The sequence below is a fragment of the Okeania sp. KiyG1 genome (assembly GCF_014132355.1).
Taxonomy (GTDB): Bacteria; Cyanobacteriota; Cyanobacteriia; order Cyanobacteriales; family Microcoleaceae; genus Okeania.
The window spans coordinates 69601-92460 of the sequence record NZ_BLZO01000024.1; the positions used below are offsets into that span (position 1 = coordinate 69601).

At 37.3% G+C, this 22860-nt stretch carries 19 protein-coding genes and 1 riboswitch; of the genes, 10 read left to right on the top strand and 9 right to left on the bottom strand.

Annotated features, from left to right (window positions below; translation table 11 throughout):
- Positions 1–601: 601 nt before the first annotated feature.
- The 3 genes from SAGCYANO_RS02680 to SAGCYANO_RS02685 form a co-directional block, all read right to left on the bottom strand.
- Entirely contained in the window at positions 602–862 is a 261-nt protein-coding gene (locus tag SAGCYANO_RS02680; RefSeq protein ID WP_202218668.1) for a hypothetical protein, read from the bottom strand.
- A gap of 563 nt (positions 863–1425) precedes the next feature.
- A complete protein-coding gene (locus tag SAGCYANO_RS43870) occupies positions 1426–1815 on the bottom strand; it encodes a transposase (protein WP_237395667.1) in 390 nt (129 codons plus the stop codon).
- Positions 1816–1861: 46 nt separating this feature from the next.
- On the bottom strand, positions 1862–2740 hold the full coding sequence (locus SAGCYANO_RS02685; RefSeq protein ID WP_237395669.1) for a transposase: 879 nt from the start codon (positions 2738–2740) through the stop codon (positions 1862–1864).
- 410 nt (positions 2741–3150) lie between these two features.
- Positions 3151–3317, top strand: a riboswitch (cobalamin riboswitch).
- A 31-nt stretch (positions 3318–3348) separates the two neighbouring features.
- On the opposite strand from SAGCYANO_RS02685, the gene SAGCYANO_RS02690 reads away from it, so the two are divergent.
- The 4 genes from SAGCYANO_RS02690 (at position 3349) to SAGCYANO_RS48965 (ending at position 6146) form a co-directional block, all read left to right on the top strand.
- Positions 3349–4392 (top strand): sirohydrochlorin chelatase, encoded by a 1044-nt coding sequence (locus tag SAGCYANO_RS02690; RefSeq protein ID WP_202218669.1) that lies wholly within the window; start codon positions 3349–3351, stop codon positions 4390–4392.
- Positions 4393–4978: 586 nt separating this feature from the next.
- Positions 4979–5296: a DUF29 family protein gene (locus tag SAGCYANO_RS43875; RefSeq protein WP_237395679.1), complete on the top strand. Its 318-nt coding sequence runs from the start codon at positions 4979–4981 to the stop codon at positions 5294–5296.
- Between the two features lie 336 nt (positions 5297–5632).
- Positions 5633–5875, top strand: a complete 243-nt coding sequence (locus SAGCYANO_RS48960; protein WP_307785806.1) for a DUF29 family protein — start codon at positions 5633–5635, stop codon at positions 5873–5875.
- A gap of 127 nt (positions 5876–6002) precedes the next feature.
- Positions 6003–6146, top strand: a complete 144-nt coding sequence (locus tag SAGCYANO_RS48965) for a hypothetical protein (RefSeq protein ID WP_307785807.1) — start codon at positions 6003–6005, stop codon at positions 6144–6146.
- A gap of 2523 nt (positions 6147–8669) precedes the next feature.
- On the opposite strand, the gene topA is transcribed toward SAGCYANO_RS48965, so the two are convergent.
- Both topA and SAGCYANO_RS02710 read right to left on the bottom strand, forming a co-directional pair.
- On the bottom strand, positions 8670–11294 hold the full coding sequence (topA, locus tag SAGCYANO_RS02705) for a type I DNA topoisomerase (protein ID WP_202218670.1): 2625 nt from the start codon (positions 11292–11294) through the stop codon (positions 8670–8672).
- A gap of 1923 nt (positions 11295–13217) precedes the next feature.
- Complete coding sequence (locus SAGCYANO_RS02710) at positions 13218–13460, bottom strand: hypothetical protein (protein WP_202218671.1); 243 nt, start codon at positions 13458–13460, stop codon at positions 13218–13220.
- 973 nt (positions 13461–14433) lie between these two features.
- On the opposite strand from SAGCYANO_RS02710, the gene SAGCYANO_RS02720 reads away from it, so the two are divergent.
- Positions 14434–14817: a DUF4346 domain-containing protein gene (locus SAGCYANO_RS02720; protein ID WP_202218673.1), complete on the top strand. Its 384-nt coding sequence runs from the start codon at positions 14434–14436 to the stop codon at positions 14815–14817.
- A gap of 757 nt (positions 14818–15574) precedes the next feature.
- On the opposite strand, the gene psb32 is transcribed toward SAGCYANO_RS02720, so the two are convergent.
- The 3 genes from psb32 to ispF form a co-directional block, all read right to left on the bottom strand.
- A complete protein-coding gene (psb32, locus tag SAGCYANO_RS02725) occupies positions 15575–16300 on the bottom strand; it encodes a photosystem II repair protein Psb32 (RefSeq protein ID WP_202218674.1) in 726 nt (241 codons plus the stop codon).
- Between the two features lie 630 nt (positions 16301–16930).
- Positions 16931–17113, bottom strand: coding sequence for a hypothetical protein (locus SAGCYANO_RS02730; protein ID WP_202218675.1), 183 nt, complete (start codon positions 17111–17113; stop codon positions 16931–16933).
- 234 nt (positions 17114–17347) lie between these two features.
- Positions 17348–17851, bottom strand: a complete 504-nt coding sequence (gene ispF / locus SAGCYANO_RS02735; protein WP_202218676.1) for a 2-C-methyl-D-erythritol 2,4-cyclodiphosphate synthase — start codon at positions 17849–17851, stop codon at positions 17348–17350.
- A gap of 111 nt (positions 17852–17962) precedes the next feature.
- Here ispF and SAGCYANO_RS02740 point away from each other — a divergent pair, with 111 nt between their 5' ends.
- The gene (locus SAGCYANO_RS02740) at positions 17963–18280 is read left to right on the top strand and encodes a PqqD family protein (RefSeq protein ID WP_202218677.1); all 318 of its coding nucleotides are present in this window, start codon (positions 17963–17965) and stop codon (positions 18278–18280) included.
- A gap of 321 nt (positions 18281–18601) precedes the next feature.
- On the opposite strand, the gene trmD is transcribed toward SAGCYANO_RS02740, so the two are convergent.
- Positions 18602–19291, bottom strand: a complete 690-nt coding sequence (gene trmD / locus SAGCYANO_RS02745; RefSeq protein WP_202218678.1) for a tRNA (guanosine(37)-N1)-methyltransferase TrmD — start codon at positions 19289–19291, stop codon at positions 18602–18604.
- Positions 19292–19542: 251 nt separating this feature from the next.
- Between trmD and SAGCYANO_RS02750 the strand changes: the two genes are divergently transcribed.
- The 4 genes from SAGCYANO_RS02750 to cphA form a co-directional block, all read left to right on the top strand.
- Positions 19543–20415: a cyanophycinase gene (locus SAGCYANO_RS02750; RefSeq protein ID WP_202218679.1), complete on the top strand. Its 873-nt coding sequence runs from the start codon at positions 19543–19545 to the stop codon at positions 20413–20415.
- Positions 20416–20456: 41 nt separating this feature from the next.
- Positions 20457–20936: a transposase gene (locus SAGCYANO_RS43880; protein ID WP_307785808.1), complete on the top strand. Its 480-nt coding sequence runs from the start codon at positions 20457–20459 to the stop codon at positions 20934–20936.
- Positions 20845–21084, top strand: a complete 240-nt coding sequence (locus tag SAGCYANO_RS48970) for a transposase (protein ID WP_307785810.1) — start codon at positions 20845–20847, stop codon at positions 21082–21084. The genes SAGCYANO_RS43880 and SAGCYANO_RS48970 overlap by 92 nt, the downstream gene beginning before the upstream one ends.
- A gap of 159 nt (positions 21085–21243) precedes the next feature.
- Positions 21244–22860 (top strand): cyanophycin synthetase (gene cphA / locus SAGCYANO_RS02765; protein ID WP_202218680.1); only part of this gene is annotated, 1617 nt, incomplete at its 3' end.

Genomic DNA, 22860 nt, shown 5'->3' on the forward strand with positions numbered 1-22860 from the left:
CCCATTACATTAAATAAGGGCCTTTGCTTCTGACACAATCCTTCCCAATCAAACATCCGGTTAGCACCTACTTGATTCAGTTATCAGTTATCAGTTATCAGTTATCAGTTATCCATACCTATAGCTGAAGGCAGAAGGGTGAGCATAGCTGAAAGCTGATTGCTGAAAGCTGATTGCTAAATAATTCAAGAGTTTTTCATGGGTTACTTCGTTCCAAATGACCTTATTTATATACCTTTAGGATGATGCTTTACGCCGGGTTTACGGGAAGTGCTTATTAGTCGAACCAAATCTCGCTAACTCCCTATCCTGTGCCTTTTGGCTCCAGTGTCACAGCTTTTTTCACTGGTTGAAAATTACGACGCTTCAATTACATCTTCGCTTTTCACTATCCAATGGGTATTGTGCTTGATGGAAACTCTTTTAAGCTAAGAGCTTTACCACCTTTTTACCCCGCTTTACGGATTGGTCGCTACTCGCTACCGTAGGGGTAATGCTGTCAACCCTGCACCTGGGCGGAAGGAATCTCACCTCCAAGGTCATTTAGTTATAAGGCTTATGGCCTTACTCTACTCACGTCTTAACCTGATGGCCTTAACTTTTAGCAGAAACGAATCGCACTTTGGTTTCCTTCACGACGTACTCTAGATACTACCCAGTTCCGCCAGACCCAATGGTCTCCACGACTGGTGACAGCACTGGCATTGATGTCCATTAAATCTGCTAACTCTGAGCTAGTGATTAGATAGCCTTTACTGGCCACTTCATCAGCTATGTGTAAGGTTTCTATTAAGTTGCGCAGTTGCCCAACCCTCTGCTCCCTGGGCATATTTTCGAGTAATTCGTTATTTGTGTCATTCATGGTAATTTTCAGACTATGTGGTCAGATACTACGGCTTACGATTCTATCGTTATTGTTACCAATCTTGCTTAATTAGTTTTGAATATTCTAGGCTAACTCTGGTTCAGAATTGCCGTTAGAGGTGAAAGATTGTTTTCTATTCACAACTTTTTTTAAGCTTAAGACTGGTTTTAATATAGTATAAAGTTATGTCTATAAATAGAAGATCATTGTTCCTTGAAATTACATATATCATTTGAAAGCTGAATTTTTTATTTCCCCTATATCCCGCAGAACTTTCTTTTGCCGTTAACAAGTCCACATTTTGAATCTTTTTTCTTTTGTAGATATTCTTTATAAGTATCAATACTAAAACTACTATTTTGGCCTGATATTTTACAGCTTAAACTTTTTAATAGTTAAATGAATATTTAGGAGAGTGAGGGGTATTTTCTGACTACTTACTGTTAAAAATATCCCTTTCATTGACATACTTCCGGCATCAAATCACAGATTGTGATGCGGGATTCTCATCTTTGTTGATGATTCTACGCTCACAGAGACGACTTAGATTGGCAATATTGCTATTGCGCTCGCCAGAGGTCGGACTCTCCCGTAGCTTTTGGGTTTCCCCCAGGTTCCGAGTGCCCCTCGGTACTGTTTACTATTGCCCCCAACATTTCTAATCCTTTTGCCAAAATGTTCTTTGCTGCGTTATGGTCACGGTCTGCTATATAACCACAATGAGGACATTTGTGAGTCCTAACAGACAACGATTTTTTAACAGTTTGACCACAAGAAGAACAATTTTGAGATGTGAAATGTGGAGGTACTGCTATGCAAGCAATTCCATGGGACTTAGCATAATATTCCAGCCATTCGGTGAACTGATACCAACTTGCATCAGATATAGATTTAGCTAAGTGATGATTTTTAACTAGGTTAGCAATCTTCAAATCCTCGTAGACTACCAAGTCGTGAGATTGGATTAACGCCCTTGCAGTCTTTACTGCATGGTCTTTACGCAGTAAAGCTGATTTTGAGATGCTGCCTGGCTAATTGCTTTCTGGCTTTATGGTAATTATTTGACTGAGGTTTCTTACCTTTCTCGTGGCGACGCGATACTTTCCGTTGTAGCTTTTTTAGTCGTTTTTCTGACTTTTTTAAATACTTAGGATTTTCTACAACATCACCATTACTATCAGTATAGAAAGCGTTTAAACCTAAATCTATTCCTACTACATTGCTTTGAAAATTATGAGTTTCTTTTCTCTCTACATTTACTAAGAATTGACAATAATAACCATCAGCTCGTCTCACAATTCTTACACGACTTATTTGTTGCTCTGAATACCAGACTAAATCGCGACTTGTCCATAGTTCAAATACACCTGCTTTAAAACCATCTTTAAACTCAATTTTCTTTCTGTCTGGAGATAGTTTATAACCAGTTGTTTTATACTCTATTGAACGAGTAAACTTTTTGAATTTAGGATAACCCTTTTTACCTGGTAATTTCAGTCTACAATTTTTGTAGAATCGTTGTATTGATTGCCATGCTCTATCGGCTGATGCTTGTCTTGCTTGAGAATTTAACTTTTTAGCCCAAGGAAAATTGGCATTTTTGGCTAGCACAGAACAAAGCTTTTGTAAGTCGTTGCGTTTGACATCTTTATTATCCATCCAATAGCGCAAACAACTGTTTCTGATGAATTGACCTGTGAGAATCATTTCATCTAAAACTTTGTACTGATTTTGACTACCTTTTAATTTGGCCTCAATTACTAGCACTCGCGCTTTGTTAATTCCTTGACTAAATTGATTATTATAACTAAATTTACCTAAAATGTATACTGGATAAACTATTAATATTTGTGTATAATTATGACATCGAATCATAATTATACACGTATCATTCATCCAGGCGCGCTCATTAAAAATTATAGCGCTGGCCTTCTGATGCGTTTAGGTAATATTATCTTTGCGTTCCCTATTTTTTAGTTGACTAAAAAATCATGCTTATATGCGAACTACCCATAATACTTTTACTATATCAAAATTTTTTCTGGTGCGCAACCTTAATTTAATCCGCTACGCCATTTTACTGGAGTGCTGAACAGAATGAATGACTTTAACAATGGCTGTCTATAAATTTTTAAGAATTAATAAAAATTAAGTCTGCTAAAATAACTAAAAGTTAAGTTATTGTAGGAAAATACTGGCAATTTTTGGTAACAATAATTTATAGCAGTTTGTGTACTTGAAAACTAGACAAGATAAAGAAAAAAAATCTGACTGCTCATGGGCGATATGCTAATTGCTATATATGTTTTATTGAAAAAGTGGGGAAACTCCGGTGCAAGTCCGGGGCTGTGCGGCAACTGTAAATCGACAAAAATAGTTAATAGAAAAAATCAATAACTACTTACTAATTAATCGATCAGCCAGAACACCTACTTGTCACTTGTAAACCCTAACTTCCTGCCTGACACGGGAAAGGATAATAAATGAAATATTCAACTCAAAACTCCGAAATCAAAGCACAAGAAATTATAACTTCAACAGAAGAAATAAGTAGTATCTCTACAAGTCATAAATTACCTCCATTACCACTACAAAGACCTTTATTATTGATAGGTCACGGGACACGAGATGCTGATGGAAAAGAAACTTTTTTAGATTTTGTTGCAGCTTATCAAAATTTAGATAAATCTCGACCCGTAATACCTTGTTTTCTAGAATTAACAGGTCCAACTATTCAAGAAGGAGTAGATAAATGTGTAGAACAAGGTTACACAGAATTATCTGCTTTACCAATTTTATTATTTGCAGCTCGCCACAATAAATTTGATATTACCAATGAATTAGACCGGGCAAGACAACGACATCCTCAAATAAAATTCCATTATGGGCGACATTTTGGTATTACTCCCAAGATTTTAGAATTGTGGCGATCGCGTCTTACAGAATTAGAAGAAACTAATTTTAATCCCTCCGAAACAGTCTTATTATTTGTAGGGCGAGGTTCCAGTGATCCTGATGCTAATGGAGATGTTTATAAACTAGCTCGAATGTTATGGGAAGGCAGTGGGTATCTAACAGTTGAAACTTGTTTTATTGGCATTACTCACCCTCGTTTAGAAGAAGGTTTTCGGCGAGCTAGATTATATAAACCGAAGCGTATTATTGTTTTGCCCTACTTTTTATTTACCGGAGTTTTAGTCAAGAAAATATTTGATATTACAGCCCAACAACAAGAACAATATCCAGATATTTCTATGACTTGTCTGCCAGAAATGGGAGCGCATCCAATATTATTAGAATTATTGCGAGAAAGAGAAATAGAGACACAGTTAGGAGAAGTACAAATGAACTGTGAAATGTGTAAGTTTCGGTTAGCTGCTGTTACTAATGGAGAACATTCTCATAGTCATGGTCATCATCATCACGACCATTCTCACTCACATCATAGTCACGACCATAATCATTCTGTAGTTGACCCCTACGCTCAACCACAACAATATCATCAACGTATTTGGCAAGTTCCTTAGATATTATTGCTTGGAAATAGGGAACAAAAGGAATGGGAAAAAACTAACTATTTGCCAGCATAACTATAGAGGTTTGGTCGCCAAACCTCTTGATAAATTGTTGTGGCAAACTACTCCCTAATTTTTTTATTACACATCTCCAAAAATAAAAAATAAATCAATTATTTTTCCCTGTTCCCTTTTTTGGAGGAGATTTCTATAGTGGTTATACAAATAGACATAACATAATATCATGTCCGAATAATTAACGATAAAAAAAGTTTTTGTTTGTAGTAGGGCTTTAGCTCTAACACTATTTTTTCGCACTTGGTATAATTAGGATAAGTCTCTTAAAATGTAAGAATTTCCTGCGGAATGCTGCGCAAACAGCTATTAGCGGTTAGCTCTTCCTACGGAATGCGCTCACATTCAGCTTTTTGATTAATCAAGCAAGCATTTGCTTAACTTCTACTACATTTTAAATAAAGAATTGAAGGACAAAAACAACTAGCTTAAATTGTCCACTAAAGGTAAGAAAGCTGATGGCTGAAGTGCTGACGGCTGAATGCTTACCTCCTACTTTTAAAATTTCCTTTGCCACAAAAAGATGATTCAAGAATTAGAAGATTTAAAAAATAGTATATTAGAGCAACGCTATGAAGACGCTCTAACTTTAATATATGAATTAGATGGAATGAGTCGGCAAACAAAAATAAATGCCATTGAATCTTTTGTAATTAGGATGTTAATACATCTCATTAAAAATCAGCTAGAGCAAAGATTAACAAATTCTTGGGCAGCTTCTATTCGTGGTTCCTTAATTGAAATCAAAAAATCAATCTTCAAGAAAATAAAAATCCTATTATATAAAACAAGACCAGTGGCAAGAGATATTAGAAGAAGCCATAGAAGTTGCAATTCGTGATGCTAGTATAGAAGTTTTAGGTGGTGCTTATACATCTTTTCAACTACTCAATATGGTTGATAGAAATCAAATAATGACTATAGCTGAAAATCTACTAGAACTAACTTATAATTATTCTAAAAAGAATTACCAAAAGTTGTTGATGATTTTTAATTAAGTTACCTGGTGGGGAAGAATGGGGGCAGAATTAACGAAGTCAGAAGTCAGAAGTCAGAAGTCAGAAGTTATTTTTGTAACGGGAATTTGAGCAATACTCCAAAAATATTACGCCTTAAAAGGTGGGATTTTAGACCCATGTTATTTTGATAACAAGTAAATATTACAGAAGTAACAGCAATGATTCAAGAATTAGAAGATTTAAAAAATAGTATATTAGAGCAACGCTACGAAGACGCTCTAACTTTAATATATGAATTAGATGGAATGAGTCGGCAAACAAAAATCAATGCAATAGAATCTTTTGTAATTAGAATGTTAATACATCTCATTAAAAATCAACTAGAGCAGAGATTAACAAATTCTTGGGCAGCTTCTATTCGTGGTTCATTAATAGAAATTAAAAATCAATCTTCAGGATAATCGAAAATCTTATTACATTCAGCAAGACCAATGGCAAACCATCTTAGAAGAAACGATAGAAGTTGCAATTAGTGATGCTAGTGTAGAAGTATTTGATGGAACTTATACACCTTTTCAACTTTTAGATATGGTTGATAAAAATCAAGTAATAACAACAGCTCAAAATTTACTGGCACTTACTTATAACTACTCTAAAAAAGAATTACCTACAATAGTTAATAACTTTTTGACTGAGTTACCTGGTGGAGAAAATTGGAGATTAGGAAAATAATCATAGGGAGTAGGGAGTAGGGAGTAGGGTTCAAAGAAATAAGGTATCTTCTTTGAAATTGGTATAACAACTTATTAGGTTACGAGTAACAAGTTTAGAACTTACCCAGAGACTATAATATATCTAGCGTTTAAAACTATAACGTTATGGTTTTTGAACTTTATATAGGGAGTAGGAAGTAGGGAGTAGGGAGTAGGGAGTAGGGTTCAAAGAAATAAGGTATCTTCTTTGAAATTGGTATAACAACTTATTAGGTTACGAGTAACAAATTTAGAACTTACCCAGAGACTATAATATATGTAGCGTTCAAAACTATAACGTTATGGTTTTTGAACTCTATATAGGGAGTAGAATTCAAAGAAATAAGGTATCTTCTTTGAAATTGGTATAACAACTTGTTAGGTTACGAGTAATAAATTTAGAACTTATCCAGAGACTATAATATATGTAGCGTTCAAAACTATAACGTTATGGTTTTTGAACTTTATATAGGAAGTAGGGAGTAAGGAGTAGGGAGTAGAGTTCAAAGAAATAAGGTATCTTCTTTGAAATTAGTATAACAACTTGTTAGGTTACGAGTAATGAATTTAGAACTTACCCAGAGACTATAATATATGTAGCGTTCAAAACTATAACGTTATGGTTTTTGAACTTTATATAGGGAGTAAGTAGTAGAGAGTAGAGTTCAAAGAAATAAGGTATCTTCTTTGAAATTGGTATAACAACTTGTTAGGTTACGAGTAATGAATTTAGAACTTATCCAGAGACTATAATATATGTAGCGTTCAAAACTATAACGTTATGGTTTTTGAACTTTATATAGGAAGTAGGGAGTAAGGAGTAGGGAGTAGAGTTCAAAGAAATAAGGTATCTTCTTTGAAATTAGTATAACAACTTGTTAGGTTACGAGTAATAAATTTAGAACTTACCCAGAGACTATAATATATCTAGTGTTCAAAACTATAACGTTATGGTTTTTGAACTCTATATAGGGAGTAGAGTTCAAAGAAATAAGGTATCTTCTTTGAAATTGGTATAACAACTTGTTAGGTTACGAGTAATAAATTTAGAACTTATCCAGAGACTATAATATATGTAGCGTTCAAAACTATAACGTTATGGTTTTTGAACTTTATATAGGAAGTAGGGAGTAAGGAGTAGGGAGTAGAGTTCAAAGAAATAAGGTATCTTCTTTGAAATTAGTATAACAACTTGTTAGGTTACGAGTAATGAATTTAGAACTTACCCAGAGACTATAATATATGTAGCGTTCAAAACTATAACGTTATGGTTTTTGAACTTTATATAGGGAGTAAGTAGTAGAGAGTAGAGTTCAAAGAAATAAGGTATCTTCTTTGAAATTGGTATAACAACTTGTTAGGTTACGAGTAATGAATTTAGAACTTATCCAGAGACTATAATATATGTAGCGTTCAAAACTATAACGTTATGGTTTTTGAACTTTATATAGGAAGTAGGGAGTAAGGAGTAGGGAGTAGAGTTCAAAGAAATAAGGTATCTTCTTTGAAATTAGTATAACAACTTGTTAGGTTACGAGTAATAAATTTAGAACTTACCCAGAGACTATAATATATCTAGTGTTCAAAACTATAACGTTATGGTTTTTGAACTCTATATAGGAGTAGAGTTCAAAGAAATAAGGTATCTTCTTTGAAATTGGTATAACAACTTGTTAGGTTACGAGTAATAAATTTAGAACTTATCCAGAGACTATAATATATGTAGCGTTCAAAACTATAACGTTATGGTTTTTGAACTTTATATAGGAAGTAGGGAGTAAGGAGTAGGGAGTAGAGTTCAAAGAAATAAGGTATCTTCTTTGAAATTAGTATAACAACTTGTTAGGTTACGAGTAATAAATTTAGAACTTACCCAGAGACTATAATATATCTAGTGTTCAAAACTATAACGTTATGGTTTTTTGAACTCTATATAGGAGTAGAGTTCAAAGAAATAAGGTATCTTCTTTGAAATTGGTATAACAACTTGTTAGGTTACGAGTAATGAATTTAGAACTTATCCAGAGACTATAATATATGTAGCGTTCAAAACTATAACGTTATGGTTTTTGAACTTTATATAGGAAGTAGGGAGTAAGGAGTAGGGAGTAGAGTTCAAAGAAATAAGGTATCTTCTTTGAAATTGGTATAACAACTTGTTAGATTACGAGTAACAAGTTTAGAACTTACCCAGAGACTATAATATATCTAGTGTTCAAAACTATAACGTTATGGTTTTTGAACTTTATGTATAGTACCTTTGCCTAAGTCCTGAAGTTGTTAGCTTGTGGGTAGAGACTAGGAAAATAATTAGGGTTTGGTCTCCAAACCCCTACAGTTTTTTTTCACCGAGAAAGATGTCAAAAATCATTGCATAAAAATCAAGAGACGATTTTTCCTCCTACCTCCTTTATGATTCCCATTTTTTCTGACTCCTGACTCCTGACTCCTGACTCCTGACTCCTGACTCCTGACTCCTGACTCCTGACTCCTAACCTAAACCCTAATTACTTTCCGCTTTTGACTTTGTAGACTTCCTACCACGACCAGACTTTTTACTACTAGCTTTAGCCTGCAAAAGTTCCACAGCCTTTTCCAAAGTTACATCCTCAACAGAGACATCCTTTGGCAAAGAAGCATTTACCTTACCATGTTTGACATAAGGTCCATACTTACCATCATAAATACCCACTGCCTCACCATCTTCAGGATGTTTACCCAAATCTTTCAGTGGAGGTGCAGCTTTAGCACTACCACGCCTCGCCCTTTTAGGTTGAGCTAATAACTCCAAAGCACGTTCCAAAGTAATAGTCAAAACATCATCCCCAGCTTTCAAAGAACGATAATCTTTACCAACCTCCTTACCTTGGTCGTGAACAACATAAGGACCAAAACGTCCTAAATTAGTCTGAATTTTGCAACCCGTTTCTGGGTGAACGCCCAAAGTACGAGGTAAAGACAATAACCCTACTGCCATATCCAAAGTCACATCTTCCATATTTACACCCTTCGGCAAAGAAGCTCGCTTTGGTTTTTTCTTACTTCCCTCTACCTCATCACCCAACTGTACATAAGGACCGTAACGACCAGTCATGATATAGATAGGTTTATCTTCTTCTGGATGAATTCCTAATTCCTCAGGACCTTCTGTTTTTTGCTTCAGAATTTTCTCTATTTGTTCTGGGTCCAAGTCTGATGGAGTTAAATCTTCAGGAATAGAAGCCTTGACCACACCTTCACCATTTTCTGCCTCAATATAAGCACCAAACTTACCGATACAGATACGATAAGTCATCTCTGGTTCCTCATCCAAATTATCTAATTCAATGGTGCGGGCTAATTTGGGGTCGATATGCTCTTCCTGTTCCTTAATTTGAGTATCCAACCCACTTTCTCCAGAATAAAATTCTCGTAGATATGGCAACCATTGAGCTTCACCAGTAGAAATATCATCCAGAGTCCGTTCCATACGGGCAGTAAACTTAACATCCACAAATTCAGGAAAGTGCTTTTCTAATAGACTTGTCACCCCAAAAGCAGTAAAAGTCGGAACCAAAGCATTATTCTGAAGTTTGGCATAACCACGGTCAACAATAGTACCAATAACAGTAGCGTAAGTACTCGGACGACCAATACCTTCACTTTCCAGAGTTTTAACTAGAGATGCTTCAGTAAACCTAGCAGGTGGCTGAGTTTCATGTCCTACTACTTCTATTTCTTTGCAATTTGGATGATCGCCTTGTTTCAAAGGAGGTAAAAGTACTTCTTGGTCTTCCAAAGCTGCTTCTGGGTCATCGGAACCTTCAACATAAGCCCGGAGGAAACCAGGAAAGTCTATACGCTTACCATTAGAACGAAAACCCGCATCTTCTACTTGCAAGTTAACTGTAATGTGAGTTTGGCGAGAGTCAGCCATTTGACAAGCTACTGTCCGTTTCCATATTAAGTCATAAAGAGAAAGTTCTTGACCACTCAACCCTGTTTCCTGGGGCGTGCGAAAAGTTTGACCAGCAGGACGAATAGCTTCATGAGCTTCCTGCGCTCCTTTACTTTTAGTAGTGTATTGTCGTGGTTGGGGACTAAGATATTCTGGACCATACATTTTTTCCACACAACTCCGAGCAGCAGCGATCGCCTCATCGGACAAATGAACAGAGTCTGTCCGCATATAAGTAATAAAGCCCTGTTCGTATAGATTTTGTGCTGTCCGCATAGTTTGTCTAGCACCCATTCTTAGCTTACGGTTAGATTCCTGTTGTAAAGTAGAAGTAGTAAAGGGTGGAGATGGTTTACGTTTAACAGCTCGTTCTTCAACACTATTAACAGTCCAAGGCTTATCTTGCAGCCTTTCCTTCAGAGCTTCTGCTTGAGCCTCATCCAACAAAACAACATTTCTACCCTCAGCTATTTTGCCTGTATTTTCATCAAAGTCACTACCAGTAGCAACTTTTGTCCCCCCAAGAGTAACAAGTTTAGACTCAAAAGGTTTTTTTGCCTGTTCTAAACTGGCCTTTAAATCCCAATAGCCTCCTTGTTTAAAAGCTCGACGTTGACGTTCTCGGGTTACCAATAGTCGAACTGCTACTGACTGTACCCTACCAGCAGAGAGACCCCAGGCTATTTTTTTCCACAGTACAGGCGAGAGAGTATAACCGTAAAGTCGGTCTAGAATACGTCTTGTCTCTTGTGCCCTGACTAATTGTTCGTCTATGTTGCGACAGTTTTCGATCGCCTTACGGATAGCTTCTGGGGTAATCTCGTGGAATACCATCCGTTTAGTAGGAACTTTTGGTTTTAGTAGTTGCAGTAAATGCCAACTTATGCTTTCCCCTTCCCGGTCTTCATCTGTGGCCAGAACTAATTCATCAGCTTCTTTCAAAGCATCTTTCAGTTCTTTCACAGTTTTCTTCTTGTCTTTAGGGACAACGTAGAGGGGTTCAAAATTTGACTCTACATTTACGCCTAGATGTGCCCACTTTTCTCCTTTATATTTTTCTGGTATTTCATCAGCAGAAGGTGGCAGGTCACGCACATGACCCATAGATGCCTCCACACGGTAGTCAGAGGGTAGATAGTTGCGTATAGTGCGGGCTTTAGTGGGAGATTCTACAATAACAAGGGTTGACATAAGACTCTATTTAAGATATTACAAACTGGGATTTTATATTAAGTAATTATATGCACCAGTGGTCAATGGGTCATTTCAGTTAGCCTCCTCCGGAGGAACTTCGTTAACAGTTAGCCTCCTCCGGAGGAGCTACGCTAACAGTACCTCTGCAATAAGGAGGCTTGAAATCTAGAATATTCTCTTTTTTATCAAAATAATTGGGTCGCGCAACCCCGCCGGGAAATGGCAAAATGTTTTTGGAGGCTTGCTCAAATCCCCTACTTCCCCTCCCCTCCTGGGAGGGGCGAGGGGTGGGTTAACTTCTGAGTTATGACTTCTGAGTTATGACTTCTGACTTTGTTAACCCCTGAAAAGGGGAGGCTATTGACCAGATTTTTTTGGTCAGGATAAATAGAATTTTATTGTTTAGTTTGGTTGGGCATTACAGTATAAGGTCCTTTTTTTCTACGCTATCTTAATTTTTTGTTTCTGCCAAAATCTATAGCAATTTGCAACTTTACAAAGTACTGAGTTACTGGGTTTTTAAGATTTTTACTGAACAGAGAACTGGTATTAGAGCATTCTGGGTTTTGCTCCATCTTTATAATTAACTTATCTACAATCAGCTATATGTTTGATGGACATAAGCTTTAATTTATTGACTACTCCCCTGGCTCTTGCCGAGGGGATTCTAAGTAGATACTACGCAACACCGATAAATCCGTGTTGCTCCGTCTGTTCTTAGCTGACCAAAGATATATTCTTTGGGGACAATTTCCGCGGTGCCCCTACACAGTCGGCTTAAGTAGGGGCGTTAACGATAGTTATGCGCAAGCTTTCGGCCGTTTGCCCCTACTGCTTTGCGGCTTACTTTTGTGATAATATTTGCAGCAACCTTATACCAAATTCAAAAAAGGTCGCTACAGTATTAATCTCAAAACTCCTACCAACAGAATAAAGCACTGTAACAGTATTTTTTGAAAATGGTATTACAGTCTGCAGTCTTCACACCAATTATTAGCACTTCTATACAAACCACGCTGTCTTGATGCAGTCGCTCATGGGGGAAACCCCCTTTGGCGGCGCTGCATCGCTTTATTCTTTTTCCTGTTTCGCTGCGCGACATGAAAAGCGTTTGCGTAGCATTCCGTAGGAAAGCTTGTCTGAAAGACTTAGGTTTCCAATCATTGGGTTTCTCACCATAATTAGGTAGATAGTCACCATCTAAAAATGAAGGGGCGAATGGCTATTCGTCCCTACAAGTATAACTTTCCTAAGTTTCTATAAATATAATTCCATATTCAGAGCATGATTGAGCTATTCTCTGTTTAAGTCTAGCTGTAGGAATTGCTACAAACTCAGAATTACTTTTTTTTCCTAATTCTATTTGATTTTTCTGACCTTTATTCCAACCAAAAACAATTGTACCAATAGAATTTTTGTGCGCAATGATTAATTACTATTCTGGCTGCTTTATTAATACCCAAATCGCATTTTGCGGTTACGCTTTTCTGTAATGCCAGCTAGTTTATTTGACCAAAATCCAGTCGGTTGATTTTCTTTGATAGTTGATACCTGTTTGTTGTACCAACCCACCCCTATCCCCTCCCGGGAGGGGAACTAAAGGGGTGGGTGTTTACCATCTACAACCCGCGCTAGTACCGACATTCGATACACAGATCAACCAGTTATTTAAACCGTAGTCTATTCCTAATACATTGTCTTGATTTAATAGAGGTTTAACTACTACTTCTTTTTCATAGAAAAATTCCCAATAAAAACATATGTTCCTCGGTAATATTCTCAGTTCTTCGAGAGTAGAAAATGCTAGATTACTTGGCAGAGGAATATAAAAGCTATCTACTCCAAACCAGCGTTTACAAGTATTCTAAGCGTGGTACTATAATTTGATTATCTTTAAGTTTTAATGCATGAGTTGGGTAACTAACTGTAGCCATTCCCTTTTTTTTCTGTAGTTAGGAATACTTGGTCTGTCTGATATTTTTCCTGAACTATAGGCAATAATAAGACCATCCTGAAGAGCGTATGGGATTCAGCTACAGTTCTCAATATTTGTTGTGCTGAAGAGCGAATATAAAACTTTGTAATGATAGTTGTGTTTATAGACTTTTTCCAACTCAAACTTGCCCAGAGTTTTGTGAGACTTAAAATACAATTGCCGACCATAATATATTCCCATGTTAGTTAGCTTGTGAGACTGTTCACATAAGAATGTTAAGATAGCAATTAATTCAGAATTTTTATTTACTAAAACTTGCTGACAAAAGTACATTGGAAACGGGCGGACCGAAAAGTTATTGTCGATCATAGTAACAGAGGACAACTAAAGTTGTCTAGTCTCAACGATTCCCTTGTTTTCATGTCCCGGTTCAAACACGGGGAGCTTCAACGTTGCTTTTCGGTGAAATAAAATACTTCGGATTAAAATCCGACTCCTCGCCTTTGATCCATCGCTTAAAAGACGATGGCTTTCATTCTCCCGTGTTGTTTAGGTAATTACCTTATACGATTTGCTAGCATTACTTATTATTAATGTCAATATAATTAATAATTTTTTTATCTAAACTTTGGTTGAAGACCCGCGCTCTCCCGTTGGCGGGGCCTAGCGGCAGCTATTAGGGGAGCGGAGAGATGAGAAAACCAATCAATTTTGCGACGCATGCCAATAGTGTGTTAGACTTAAATAAGGCTGGTGGGCTAGCAGTGTCAGTCTGTGGAGCGACCGTAAGACCAAAAAGAGGCTTGACCTTGGAGGCTGGTGCATTGTTAGCGCAGCTCCTCTGCAAGAGGCAGCAGAAAGACCTAATAGCGCGATGGTTAGGAATCCCACGCTTTCTCGTAGAGCAGCGTCGGGAGGATGTCAAATTAGACCTCTTGCAAAAGTAAAAATTAAATCTTTTTGGGTCGATTTTTCCTCAAAATCCATTCCTGTGTTCCCCATTTCGGTTGTCCTGCTCGCTAACGTGTGAATATATATATTTTTTAATTTCTGACCACACTCCCCACATTCCCCTCCTGGGAGGGGAGGGGCGAGGGTGGGTTCCCACACTCCCCACACTCCTTCCTCATCTCCCCACACTAATTACTCCGATGCTACCGGAAATGTAGAATAAAATATAGATAATTCTAAGATAAAACTATGAATGTAACACTTGAAGAAGTAAACACCATTGACGAAAAACTTTCAAAACGTCATATAGACCTCGATGCAGGTGGTTACTTTATTATTTTTCTTGACCGAGAAGCAGGTTTAATATGTGCAAAACACTTTACTAATATTATTGACGAACATGGTTTAGCTATAGACCCAGAAACAGGAAAACCTATTCCAGCAAAAGGCAAAGTAGAACGTGCTCATACGAGAATATTTACTGCCAGAACAGCAAAAGAAATATGTGTAAAAATATTAGAAGAAACCCGCCCCTGTCCAGTCACAATGTTAGATCATGCTGCTTATTTGGGGCGGGAATTTGTGCGTGCAGAAATGGCTTTATTAACTGGTAAGGAATATATTCAGGATTAATTAATTAAGGATATTTTGATCGGGACTTAGCACACTAACAATAGATATAGGGTTTTGTGCGTTACGCTACCGTTCACACACTCTACTAGACTGACACACCTTAAATGGTGCATTAGATTCAATTCAAAAGTCAAAAGCGAGTGCGTAATTCTGAGGTTTCCTCAGAATGTAAGACGCACTCAAGACAGTCAAAAGTCATGCATTAAGAATTTTCAAGTTAAAAGCTAATGCACAGTTTTAGCTGTGTCAGTCTACTAGAAATAAAAATCTATTGCACAGTTTTAGCTGTGTCAGTCCACTACTAGCGCGTCAAGCTTGAAATAGTGTTTTAGGAAAATTCTCCAAACCTTAGTCAGAGAAAGAATTATACTAAAAATTTAATACACCATTTTCAGCTTGACACCCCACTAGAAATAAAAATCTATTGCACAGTTTTAGCTGTGTCAGTCCACTACCAATAGTGTTCATGCGTAAGTCCCATAGATGTAAGTGCGACTCGTTGGCTGAAAAAAATGAAAGCTTCACGTCCGGGTCTGTCATGCAGCTCCCCTGGAGGGGACAGACGAGTCGAGTAGGGTAACTTACCTACCTTAGATTAGCCTACACTTTTACCGAAAAATTCAGGTATAAAGCCTCTCCATTCATGGAGAAAAAAGGAAAAAAATCCTTTTATCCAATGCTCTTAATTTACAAAAAGAGGTAATTCTAAATTCTTAATTCTAAATTCTTAATTCTTGAATATTCTCCTTAATTTTTATCAAGAAAAACCTTGATACCAAAAATAAGTAACCATTGGTACAATTGTAGCTACAACTAGCAATACAACAACTAAGATAGTTGCACTTTGATCGTCAGTTTCTTCTGCTGATTTAAAAGTAGCTACTACTTGTCCTGCAAGCTCATCCTTAACTTCCGGAGGGCCTGGATCTGATTCTCCAGATAATACAGCACTCAGGCGATCGCTAGCTGCTAAAAAAGCTTCATTGTATTTGTTGCCATCTCTAATAGGTACTTGAATGGTTTCATCAACTACACTTTGAGTAATGTCATCAGAAATCAGTTCTTTAACTGCATCGCCGGTCCGAATAGCATCATTATTGGTGAGAGTATCTAATACTATTAAAGTTTGATTGACTTTTGTTTCTGGGGTCGGAAACCATTTGTCAAATAGCTTTTCCGTAAAACTATCCACAGTCTCGCCATAGTCTAGACGACGGATAGTAACAAATCTAACTTCATTCCCAGTAGTATTGGCCAAAGTTTCTAAGGCATTGTTCAGCTTACTTTTTGTTATCCTACTGAAAACTTCTGCATCATCAACTATAAATGTACTATCTCCTGCCGCTAAACTTGGCATTTGATAAACTCCAGTTGCGGATGCAGAAGATACTGGCACAATAGTAGCCATAATAACTAATAGCAAAGATACTATTAAAGTATGGAAATTTTGAAAATTGAAGGTTTTATTGAATAGTTGTACCATCAGATACTTTCCAATGTTTGGTAAAAGTTAATTTTTTTGAGAGTTAAAGCTTTTTGCCACAGTCTATGAAAGTGGGAAAGCTTTACTAGACTTTACTAACTTTATCATTCTTATTTACTGGACAGCAAAAAACTAACAGAACCCACGCACTGTTAATTAAATTATCTTAGGTGAAGAAGAAGGCACAGGGAAGTTATGCTGAAGAATTAGAGAGGAAGGGCGAAAAACTTGATGCATGATCACCGGACTTGGTATGATATCGCGTGTTCACCTTGACACGCATTCTACTTTTTTCTCTGGAGGAATTGTTTCTGTATTAGACATCTCCATAAAAGAGGGAACAGGGAACATGAAACTTGGAATAGTGAGGAATAATTGATAATTTATGTGTAAGAATTGATTTTATTTGTGATTTTTGGAGATGTCTATTGTATGTTAATTCTTTCTTTCTCGGCTTTTTCGTGGGTCAGCTTGATGTTAACAAATTCTTTCTATAATCCCTGAAAGCCTCCATATACATGAATTATCACTTTCTAAAGACACAAATTCTATCAGTTTTTCGGTTGTGCATCAGTAAAGTGTGGGATAAGTAAGTAGGGCTGGCCTATATAATCTAAAAGTACTGATATATCAAGGTTGAGCGCATTTTTGGAGCGAAAAAAGTGCAAATTTTTCAGCCTTTAAGACTAAAAAGTTAGGACGGGTGAGAGACACTTCCCAAAAAGATACAGGTACAATTATTCCTCCTACTTTCGAGGGTCTTCCCACACTTCCCACACTTCCCACACTTCCCACAATTCCCACACTTCCCACACTTCCTTGACGTACTACCAGTTTTTCTTCTCATCAAATGTCTTATACCAAATTAATATAAAGTTGCATAGAACAATATTTTAACCAGGGGTTGCCTGTACATTAAAGAAAGACTTGTTAATAAATTTCATAATTATGCGCCACCGCGCTATCCAATACCTAATACCCAATACCGCGCCACCTAAAACCTACCACCTAACAACTAATTCTATGCAGCCTCACATAAAATTGGTATTAGATTTTTGTCCCATCAATGCCTTCATATTTATTTAGCAAAACTACAGCATAAGCAGCAATACCTTCTTCTCGACCTACAGGACCTAATTTTTCATTAGTAGTAGCTTTTATGCTGACTTGATCTGCTTCTAGTTCTAAAGTAGCAGCGAGGCGCGATCGCATTTCTTTAATATGTGGTTTGAGTTTAGGACGTTCTGCTACTACTACTGAGTCAATATTACTAATTTGCCAGCAGCTAGCTTTAACTAAATGATTGACACGATTCAACAATTCTATACTATCAGCTCCAGCCCATTGTGGATCGCTTGGAGGGAAAAAATGGCCAATATCACCCAAGCTGAGAGCGCCCAACATTGCATCCATAATTGCATGGGTCAGAACATCCGCATCGCTATGACCAACTAATCCCATTTCATGGTCAATTTTGACTCCTCCAAGTATTAGAGGTCTTCCAGGTCCTAACTTATGGATGTCGTAGCCATTACCTATGCGAAGATTCATTTTTTTAACTTATACCTTAAATAGTAATTTGTTATTAAGTTTATTGTATAGTATATTTTGACTGTACAAAACTACTTTTTTATTAATTTTATTGTCGGTAGAGGTTAAGTTGTGAAGATTATATTAACTCAACAAGTGCTATTAACGGATAATTTTTTTTTAGCAGAAGATGAGGGAGAAATTTTTTTGGTTAACTCTCAAAAAGAAGGTGAAGATTTTATTTTGGATGATATGGCGGCTAAAATGTTATTTGCTTTAATAGGTTCTGGGTCGATTCAAGAGGCTTATGAGGATTTATTAGAGGAAGAGCAGGTAGAGCCAGAAGTACTTAAGAATGATTTATTAGAATATATTAGAGATTTAACAAATGATGGAGTTGTCAAAGTTATCGATCAACAAGATAATTTATCTGTTGTTAAAAAAGGGTGAAAAAATAGTCAATTTACTTGAGTTATATAATGAAATTTAACTATGATTTTCCGTCAAAATTTCTGGTATTAATTAAATAGGTTGATAGATGAAATTATTTAGGTATTAACTATAGCAATTATAAATGATTTGTGAGATTTTTTATAATAGTTAAGAGTGATGAAAAACCTTGAAAATTCTAACTCCTGACTTCCCCTCCAGGGAGGGGTTAGGGTGGGTTGACTTCCTCCAGGGAGGGGTTAGGGGTGGGTTGACTTCCCCTCCTGTAAAAATACTTTTTCAGCAAAGCCTACTTATAAAAAAGCAGCTTTCAAACCATTATTATATCGAATCATCATCATTTTTTATCAAATCTGGGCGACGATATTTTGTTCTTTGAATTTGTTGTTGATAACGCCATTCTGCTATTTTAGCATGATTTCCAGAGAGCAAAACTTCTGGTACTTTCCAACCACGAAAATTAGATGGTCGAGTGTAATGAGGATAGTCAAGTAACCCATATTCAAAACTTTCATATTTTAGTGACTCAGCTTTGCCTACTGTTCCTGGAAGTAACCTCACTACACCATTAATTAAAGCCAAAGCTGGTATTTCTCCACCTGTAAGGACAAAATCTCCTAGAGATACTTCTCTAGTAACTATATGTTGTACTCTTTCATCAATACCTTCATAATGACCACAAATTAAAATAAGCTGGTCATAGTCTATAGCCAACTGCTTAAATAGCTGCTGACACATTGTTTCTCCCTGAGGAGTTAAAAGAATAACTTCTCGTCGCGGTTTAGTTGTTAATGACTCTACAGCAGCAAATATAGGTTCTGGTTTTAACACCATTCCTACTCCTCCACCATAAGATTCATCATCAACCTTATGATACTTGTCTGTGGTATAATCACGAGGGTTAACTAAATTAACCTTAGCAATATCTTTATCAAGGGCTTTCCCTAACAAACCTGAACTTAGTGGTGTTGTAAAAAAGTCTGGAAACAGAGTAATAACATCAAATTGCACAAAACTTAAAAAGTATACTATAGTGTCTTAAAAAATTTAGAAATTGTTGAGATTAATCTTTATTTAGACTATGCCAGAAGTTGACAAGTTAATCCAGCCAATTGAAATTTAGATTCTGACTAAATCAAATGATTTGTTGAAAAATTCAATAGTTAGCTGGGGACTTGCAAGGTTATAAGATAGTCTAGTATTATAACAGATTATTGAAATTATTGAAATTGAATGTGTACCTGCTGTCCAAGACTAATAAAATGATACAGTTAGAGTCTCAAGCTTCAGAACTAGATATATTACGTCCCACAAAAACAACTATTATGGTCATCGGAGGGGCCGAAGATAAAGTTCATGGAAAAGAGATTCTACAAACTTTTTTTAATCGTGCAGGGGGAGTAAATGCCAAACTAGCAGTGATCCCTTCTGCTTCTAGAGAACCAGCAGCCCAAGGAGATAGATACCGTAAGGTATTTGAAGGTATGGGTGCTGTAGGTCTCAAGATATTTGATATCCGGGAAAGGTATCAGGGAGAAGACCCAAGATGGTTAGAATCCTTAGAAGATTGTACCGGAGTATTTATGACTGGTGGAGACCAACTGCGTCTTTGTGCTTTACTTGCTGATACACCTTTGATGGACGAAATAAGAAGTAGGGCTATAGAAGGAAAAATTGCTCTAGCTGGAACAAGTGCCGGAGCAGCAGTGATGGGACATCAGATGATAGCAAGTGGTGGTAGTGGCTCATCCCCCAATAAGTCTTTAGTTGATTTGACAACTGGCTTGGGCATATTGCCAGATTTAGTTATAGACCAACACTTTCATAATCGAAATCGTATGGCCCGTTTATTGAGCGCCATTGCTATCCACCCGGACAAAATAGGTATAGGCATAGATGAAGATACCTGTGCATTATTTGAAGGAGATAGTCAAATTCAAGTAATAGGTAAAGGTACAGTCACAATTATAGATACTACAAAAATGTCATATACAAATGCTACAAGAGTAGATGTAGAAGACCCTTTGAGTATGTCAAATTTAAGAGTACATATAATGTGCCACGGCGATAGCTACGATCTCCATTCCCATACCATGAAACCAGGGCTATCTGAAACAATTATGCCTCTTGATTAGTTAATGTAATTTCTGACAGTCGTAAAGCAGATGGTTATTATGTGACTTTATCCCTAGAAGACAAATCAGTTCCAGCTTTAACAACTAAAGTTGAACCTACATTAAAAAACACTCTGGGAGTTGATATGGGGTTGAAGGAACTCTTAGTAACAAGTGAAGGAGAATCTGTCCCCATACCTCATAAATATCGAAAATCTCAGCAGCGATTAAAGACTCTACAAAAACGTTTATCTCGAAATAAAAAAGGTAGCAAAAGGTGGTTAAAGGCTGTTAAAGCTGTAGCTAAACAATATAAAAAGGTTGCCGATAAACGTAAAGACTTTCATTTCAAAACAGCCAATGAATTGTTATCGAAAGCTGAAGTTATTCAATACGAAAACTTAAACATTAAAGGGCTAGCAAAGACTCATTTGAGTAAATCAATTAATGATGCGATTTGGGGGACAATTCCTAACTATTTTAACTGTCAAAGCCGGAAATGCTGGACAGAAGACTATAGCAGTAAACCCCAAAAATACTAGCCAAGATTGCTCAAATTGTGGTGAAAAAGTCAAGAAAGAATTAAACATACGAACTCATTCTTGTCCACATTGCGACATAGTAATAGACCGCGACTTAAATGCGGCGATAGATATCAAAAATAGGGCGACAGGGCCCAGACGTCCTTAAAGCACGCGCTTGCCCGACGGGACACCGGGGCAGGGAAACGAGAAGCCCACACTATAGCGCCAGCAAGCGTGTGGGAGTATGTCACACAGTGTGAGCTGAAATTAAAAATAAAACTGCCATTGCTTCTGTAGAATCTGAGCATCACCTTCAAATCCTCCTATGAAAATCCTCAAACTCCAGACATTACGTGGTCCAAACTACTGGAGCATCCGCCACCATAAACTGGTGGTTATGCGTCTAGACTTAGAAGACCTGTACGAAAGATATACATCCGATATTCCTGGCTTCTACAAAGGGTTAATCGAGGTACTACCAAGTCTTGTAGAGCATCATTGTTCCCCTGGAGTCAGGGGCGGTTTTCTCAGTCGCGTTGAAAAAGGGACACTAATGGGCCATGTGATAGAACACGTTGCCCTAGAACTTCAACAACTTGCCCAAATGCCAGTTGGTTTTGGTCGGACACGAGAAACATCGACTCCTGGAATATTTCAGGTAGTAGTAGAATATGGAAATGAACAAGCAGGTCGCTATGCTGCACGAGCAGCTGTTAGACTTTGCCAAAGTATTGTTGAGACAGGTACATATCCTGCAACCGAATTACAGCAAGATTTAGAAGACCTGAAGGAATTCAAAAATCAGGCATCTTTAGGGCCAAGCACAGAAGCTATAGTTAAAGAAGCAGAAGCCAGAGGTATTCCCTGGACTCAACTAGGAGCCAGATTTATGATTCAGCTTGGCTATGGTATAAATCAAAAAAGAATCCAGGCCACTCTAAGTAATCAAACAGGGATTCTTGGTGTAGAACTTGCTTGTGATAAAGAAGGTACAAAAACCATTCTCAAAGATTCTGGAATACCAGTACCTCGTGGTACAGTTATTCGCTACTTTGAAGACCTTCAAGGCGCCATTGAAGATGTCGGAGGCTATCCCATTGTAATTAAGCCACTAGATGGAAATCATGGTCGTGGCATTACTATTGATGTGAGAAACTGGGAAGAGGCTGAAGAAGCTTACGATTTAGCTAGCAAGGCTTCCAAAACAAAAACAGTAATTGTAGAACGTTACTACACAGGCAAAGACCACCGAGTATTGGTAGTCAATGGTAGAGTTGTAGCTGTGGCCGAACGAGTACCTGCCCATGTAGTGGGAGACGGTAAGTCCACGGTGGCAAAACTGATTGAAGAAACTAATAAAGATCCTCAAAGAGGGGATGGACATGATAACGTTCTGACTAGAATCAAAGTGGACAAAGCTGCTCTGGCGATTCTGGAAAGACAAGGGTATAGCATTGATTCAATACCAAAAAAAGAAGAGATTTGCTTTTTAAGAGCAACAGCTAACCTCAGTACTGGAGGTATAGCAGTAGACCGTACTGATGAAATACATCCAGAAAATGTCTGGTTATTTTCCAGAGCTGCGAAGATTATAGGTCTAGATATAGCAGGTATAGATGTAGTTACTGAAGATATCTCTAAACCTTTGCGAGAAGTAGAAGGGGTCATAGTAGAAGTTAACGCTGCTCCTGGTTTCCGGATGCACGTCGCTCCTAGTCGAGGTTTACCTAGAAATGTTGCCGGAGCAGTTATAGATATGCTGTTCCCTGGGTCTAAAAATGGCAGAATACCAATATTTTCAATTACTGGTACTAACGGCAAGACAACTACTACACGCTTGCTAGCTCACATAATGAAGCAGACTGGAAAAGTAGTGGGCTACACTACTACTGATGGTACTTATCTTGGTGAATATCTAGCAGAATCAGGGGATAATACTGGA

Excerpts from the sequence above, each read along its gene's own strand:
- SAGCYANO_RS02680 (WP_202218668.1), bottom strand. The coding sequence starts at position 862 with ATGAATGACACAAATAACGAATTACTCGAAAATATGCCCAGGGAGCAG.
- SAGCYANO_RS02685 (WP_237395669.1), bottom strand. The coding sequence starts at position 2,740 with ATGATTCGATGTCATAATTATACACAAATATTAATAGTTTATCCAGTA.
- SAGCYANO_RS02690 (WP_202218669.1), top strand. The coding sequence starts at position 3,349 with ATGAAATATTCAACTCAAAACTCCGAAATCAAAGCACAAGAAATTATA.
- SAGCYANO_RS43875 (WP_237395679.1), top strand. The coding sequence starts at position 4,979 with ATGATTCAAGAATTAGAAGATTTAAAAAATAGTATATTAGAGCAACGC.
- SAGCYANO_RS48960 (WP_307785806.1), top strand. The coding sequence starts at position 5,633 with ATGATTCAAGAATTAGAAGATTTAAAAAATAGTATATTAGAGCAACGC.
- SAGCYANO_RS48965 (WP_307785807.1), top strand. The coding sequence starts at position 6,003 with ATGGTTGATAAAAATCAAGTAATAACAACAGCTCAAAATTTACTGGCA.
- topA (WP_202218670.1), bottom strand. The coding sequence starts at position 11,294 with ATGTCAACCCTTGTTATTGTAGAATCTCCCACTAAAGCCCGCACTATA.
- SAGCYANO_RS02710 (WP_202218671.1), bottom strand. The coding sequence starts at position 13,460 with ATGGTCGGCAATTGTATTTTAAGTCTCACAAAACTCTGGGCAAGTTTG.
- SAGCYANO_RS02720 (WP_202218673.1), top strand. The coding sequence starts at position 14,434 with ATGAATGTAACACTTGAAGAAGTAAACACCATTGACGAAAAACTTTCA.
- psb32 (WP_202218674.1), bottom strand. The coding sequence starts at position 16,300 with ATGGTACAACTATTCAATAAAACCTTCAATTTTCAAAATTTCCATACT.
- ispF (WP_202218676.1), bottom strand. The coding sequence starts at position 17,851 with ATGAATCTTCGCATAGGTAATGGCTACGACATCCATAAGTTAGGACCT.
- SAGCYANO_RS02750 (WP_202218679.1), top strand. The coding sequence starts at position 19,543 with ATGATACAGTTAGAGTCTCAAGCTTCAGAACTAGATATATTACGTCCC.
- SAGCYANO_RS48970 (WP_307785810.1), top strand. The coding sequence starts at position 20,845 with ATGCGATTTGGGGGACAATTCCTAACTATTTTAACTGTCAAAGCCGGA.